The sequence below is a fragment of the Rhodococcus sp. (in: high G+C Gram-positive bacteria) genome, from assembly GCF_049286785.1.
Classification (GTDB): Bacteria; Actinomycetota; Actinomycetes; order Mycobacteriales; family Mycobacteriaceae; genus Rhodococcus_F.
Genome location: NZ_JBAQEO010000461.1, coordinates 1 through 4,818 on the forward strand (window position 1 = coordinate 1; position 4,818 = coordinate 4,818).

5 protein-coding genes are annotated in these 4,818 nt (G+C 66.4%); 4 read left to right on the forward strand and 1 reads right to left on the reverse strand.

Annotation, left to right across the window (positions count from 1 at the left end; translation table 11 throughout):
• Window positions 1–1,146, reverse strand: a 1,146-nt coding sequence (gene fadD3, locus WAW17_RS16795; RefSeq protein ID WP_422334082.1) for a 3-[(3aS,4S,7aS)-7a-methyl-1,5-dioxo-octahydro-1H-inden-4-yl]propanoyl:CoA ligase, incomplete at its 3' end; no start/stop codon positions are given.
• Between the two features lie 67 nt (window positions 1,147–1,213).
• Here fadD3 and WAW17_RS16800 point away from each other — a divergent pair.
• The 4 genes from WAW17_RS16800 to WAW17_RS16815 form a co-directional block, all read left to right on the forward strand.
• A complete protein-coding gene (locus WAW17_RS16800; RefSeq protein ID WP_422334083.1) occupies window positions 1,214–2,446 on the forward strand; it encodes an acyl-CoA dehydrogenase family protein in 1,233 nt (410 codons plus the stop codon).
• Window positions 2,443–3,252, forward strand: a complete 810-nt coding sequence (locus tag WAW17_RS16805) for an SDR family oxidoreductase (RefSeq protein ID WP_422334084.1) — start codon at window positions 2,443–2,445, stop codon at window positions 3,250–3,252. The genes WAW17_RS16800 and WAW17_RS16805 overlap by 4 nt, the downstream gene beginning before the upstream one ends.
• Before the next feature lie 51 nt (window positions 3,253–3,303).
• Window positions 3,304–3,927, forward strand: coding sequence for a TetR/AcrR family transcriptional regulator (locus WAW17_RS16810; RefSeq protein WP_422334085.1), 624 nt, complete (start codon window positions 3,304–3,306; stop codon window positions 3,925–3,927).
• 10 nt (window positions 3,928–3,937) lie between these two features.
• On the forward strand, window positions 3,938–4,818 hold an 881-nt coding region (locus WAW17_RS16815), incomplete at its 3' end, for an acetyl-CoA C-acyltransferase (RefSeq protein WP_422334086.1).

Genomic DNA, 4,818 nt, shown 5'->3' on the forward strand with positions numbered 1-4,818 from the left:
TTCCGGGTCGTCGAGGTATCCGAGCATCACGTTCTCACCCCGCACGAGGATCTCGCCCCGATCACCGATCCGCACTTCCATGCCGGGAATCGCGCGTCCCGACGTGGTCGCCACCGTCACCGGGTCGTCGTCGGTGCGGCACATGGTGACCACCACCGCCTCCGTCTGGCCGTAGGCGGTGAGAACGGCATCGAAGCTCAGTTCGGATTGCATGCGCTCGACGAGCGCCACCGGCACGGCCGCCGCACCGGTGACAGCCACCCGCAGGCTCGAGAGGTCGTACTTCGGACGGTCAGGATGGTCGAGGATCGACTGGAAGATGGTGGGCGCGCCGGGGAGCACGCTGATCTTCTCGGCCGCGATGACGGCCATCACCTTCGGGACATCGAACACGGCCATCGGGACGACGGTGGCACCGTTGAGAAGGCACACCATGAATCCGGCCTTGTAGCCGAACGTATGGAAGAACGGGTTGATGATGAGGTAGTTGTCGTCGCGGGTCACCTCGGCGCATTCGCCCCACGCGCCGGCGATGCCCACCGTCTGCCGATGTGCGGACATCACGCCCTTGCTGCGACCGGTGGTGCCCGAGGTGAACATGACGTCGGAGATGTCGTCGGGGGAGACGGCCGCCGCCCGGGCATCGGCTTCGTCCCGGGTCTCGTCCGACGCGAGGGCGAGGAAGTCGTCCCAGTCGTCGACTCCCGGGGCCGGGACGTCGCCGCCGTCGAGTGGAACGCGGACGACCGTGGGCAGGTCGAGAGTGCTCGATGCGTCGCGCAGTGCCGCATAGCGATCGGAACCGAGGAAGTTGCCGGCGACCACCAGGGCCGAGGCCTTGGTGCGTTCGATGAGGTCCAGGGCCTCGGTGGCGGTGTAGCGGGTGTTGACCGGGATCAGCGTGGCCCCGGCGTAGTGGAGGCCGAGCGCGGCGATCATCCAATGGAAGGTGTTGGGCGCCCATACAGCGACCCGATCACCCGACTGGACCCCACGTGCACACAGTGCCGCGGCGAAATCTCGGACGCGGTCGTGGAGTTGTGTGAAGGTCAAACGGACGTCACCGTCCGATACGGCCACCAGATCGCCGTAGTCGCGTGCCGCCCGTGTGAGGGCGGCCGGAGTGGTTGTCGGTTGTTCGGTCACTGCGCGGTTCACCTATCTCGACGCTACCTACCTACCTAGCAAGTGCTTGGTAGGTTATCTTACAGACGTGGACCAGAGCGAGAGCCCGGATGGGCTGATCACCGACGACGACTTTGCGCAGGCGGTCAGAACCTGGCTTGCCGACAATCTGACCGGAGATTTCGCCCGTCTGAAAGGCAAGGGCGGGCCGGGCAGTGAACACGAGTACTTCGAGGAACGTCTCGCATGGGACCGTCACCTCGCGGCCGCGGGCTGGACTTGCCTGGGCTGGCCCAAGGAATACGGCGGGCGAGGTGCCGATTTGGCCCAGCAGGTGGTGTTCCATCAGGAGTACGCGAAGTCGGGTGCCCCCGCGCGGGTCAGTCACGTCGGCGAGGAACTGCTCGGACCGACGCTGATCGCGTTCGGCACCGAAGAGCAGAAACGCCGCTTCCTTCCGGGCATCAACACCGTGGCGGAACTGTGGGCGCAGGGATACTCCGAGCCGGGCGCCGGTTCGGACCTTGCCAACGTTTCCACCACGGCACGGCTCGAGGGCGGCAAGTGGGTGATCAACGGCCAGAAGGTGTGGACGTCCCTCGCGCACGTCGCGCAGTGGGCCTTCGTCGTGTGCCGCACCGAACCGGGCTCCAAGCGGCATCAGGGACTCAGCTTCCTGTTGGTGCCACTCGACCAGCCCGGCGTCACGGTACGTCCCATCCAGCAACTCACCGGCACCTCCGAGTTCAACGAGGTGTTCTTCGACGACGCCGTCACGGACGCCGATCTGGTCGTCGGTGAGCCGGGTGACGGCTGGCGTGTGGCGATGGGGCTGCTGACATTCGAGCGTGGCGTGTCGACCTTGGGCCAGCAGATCGGTTTCGCCCGCGAACTGCAGGGCGTCGTCGATCTGGCGAAGGCAAATGGTTCGGCTGCCGACCCGAACATTCGCGAGAAGATCGCCCGCGCCTGGGTGGGGCTGCGCGTCATGCGTGCGCACGCCATGCGCACGCTCGAGGCCGTCGATGCCGGAACCTCCGGGTCCGAAGCCTCGGTGGCCAAGCTGCTGTGGGCCAACTGGCACCGCGACCTCGGACAGCTGGCAATGGAGGTGCAGGGCGCGGCGTCACTGCTCGCACCGGGCACCGATTCGGTCGGTTCGCCGTCCGACATCACCGACCCCGAGCATCTCGAACTGGGCGATTGGCAGCGGCTGTTCCTCTTCACTCGCGCCGACACGATCTACGGCGGGTCCAACGAGATTCAGCGCAACATCATCTCCGAGCGAGTGCTCGGACTACCCCGAGAGGCACGACCGTGACCACAACCCCCGCGTCACCCCTGGCCGTCGCTCCTGACGAGATCGAGGGTCACAACCTGTTGAAGGGCAAGAAGGTGGTCGTCACCGCGGCCGCCGGCACCGGCATCGGCTTCGCGTCCGCGCGCCGTGCCCTTCTCGAGGGTGCCGACGTGCTGGTGTCCGACTGGCACGAACGCCGTCTCGGTGAGACTCGGGAAAAACTGGCCGTCGAGTTCCCGGGCCAGACCGTCGAGGCACAGACGTGCGACGTGTCGAGCACCGAGCAGGTCGACGCGCTCATCACCCAGGCCGCCGGAAAGCTCGGCCGGATCGACGTGCTGATCAACAACGCCGGCCTCGGCGGCGAGACCCCGCTGGTCGACATGACCGACGAGGAATGGGACCGCGTTCTCGACATCACCCTCAACGGAACGTTCCGCGCCACTCGCGCAGCGCTGCGCTACTTCAAGGGCGTCGAACACAACGGCGTCCTGGTGAACAACGCATCCGTTCTCGGCTGGCGGGCGCAGCATTCGCAGGCGCACTACGCCGCCGCGAAGGCCGGGGTCATGGCGCTGACCCGCTGCAGTGCGATCGAGGCGGCGGAGTACGGCGTCCGGATCAACGCCGTGGCCCCGTCCATCGCGCGGCACGCCTTCCTCGCGAAGGTGACGAGCGAGGAACTGCTCGACAAGCTGGCGTCGGACGAGGCGTTCGGTCGCGCGGCCGAGGTTTGGGAGATCGCCGCCACCATCGCAATGCTCGCCAGCGACTACACCACGTACCTCACCGGGGAGGTCGTCTCGATCTCCTCTCAGCGTGCGTAGGCGTCATAGGGCCCAATACCCTAGCAAGCGCTTGGTTGATAAGATGTTGCGATGACTCCAGCGCATGGCATCGACGAGCCGGCAGGGAAGACCGGACGCCGGGCCGAACTGCTCGAGATCGCCGCCGGCCTGTTCGCGAAACGTGGTCTGCGGGCCACGACGGTCCGCGACATCGCCGACGCGGCCGGCATCTTGTCGGGCAGCTTGTACCACCACTTCGACTCCAAGGAGTCGATGGTCGATGAAATCCTACGGGTCTTTCTCGACGATCTCTTCGGCAAGTATCGCGAGATCGTCGCGTCCGGCCGCGGCGCCCGCGCAACACTCGAGGCGCTGATCACCGCGTCCTACGAGGCTATCGACGCGTCGCATTCCGCGGTCGCCATCTACCAGGACGAGGTGAAGCATCTCGTTGCCAACGAGCGGTTCGCCTACCTGTCCGAACTCAACGTCGAGTTCCGCCAACTGTGGTTGGGGGTGCTCGAACGGGGTGTGAAGGACGGCAGCTTCCGTCAGGACATCGATATCGAACTCGCGTTCCGCTTCCTGCGCGACACCGCGTGGGTGGCTGTCCGCTGGTACCGGCCCGGAGGGTCACTGACCATCGACACCGTTGCCAAGCAGTATCTCGCGATCGTCCTCGACGGCCTCGCGAGCCCCAGAACCAGTGACTAGGAGAACCGACATGACCGAGGCATACATCGTCGATGCCGTCCGCACACCGATCGGCAAGAAGAACGGTGGATTGTCCGGCGTGCACCCCGCGGATCTGGGTGCGCACGTCATCAAGGCGATCGTCCAGCGCACGGGCATCGACCCGGCCGGGGTCGACGACGTCGTCTTCGGTTGTGTCGACGCGATCGGCGGACAGGCCGGCAACATCGCGCGCACCGCATGGCTGGCCGCCGGGTTCCCGGAAGAGGTTCCGGGCGTGACCGTCGACCGTCAGTGCGGATCGAGCCAGCAGGCCGTGCACTTCGGGGCGCAGGCGATTCTCAGCGGCACCGCCGACCTCATCGTCGCGGGCGGCGTGCAGAACATGAGCCAGATCCCCATCGCATCGGCGATGACAGTGGGGCAGCAGTACGGATTCGAGACACCGTTCGGTGGATCGAAGGGCTGGGTGGAGCGTTACGGCGACCAGGAAGTGTCGCAGTTCAAGGGCGCCGAGATGATCGCCGAGAAGTGGGATGTCAGCCGTGAGGAACTCGAGCGGTGGGCTCTGCAGAGCCATGAGCGGGCCAAGACGGCCATCACGGAAGGCCGATTCGAGCGCGAGATCGTGCCGTTCGGTGATGTGACGACCGACGAGGGCCCGCGCGAGACGAGCCTCGAGAAGATGGCCGGACTGCAGCCGCTCCTCGACGGTGGCCGTCTCACCGCCGCGGTCGCGAGCCAGATCTCCGACGGTGCCAGCGCAGTCCTGCTCGCGTCACCCGAAGCCGTCGAGAAATACAACCTGACCCCGCGCGCCCGCATCCACCACCTCAGTGCGCGCGGTGCCGACCCGATCTTCATGCTCAGCGCCCCCATTCCGGCGACGCAGTACGCGCTGGCGAAGACGGG

Coding starts and splice junctions, on each gene's coding strand:
- WAW17_RS16810 (WP_422334085.1), top strand. CDS start 3,304: ATGACTCCAGCGCATGGCATCGACGAGCCGGCAGGGAAGACCGGACGC.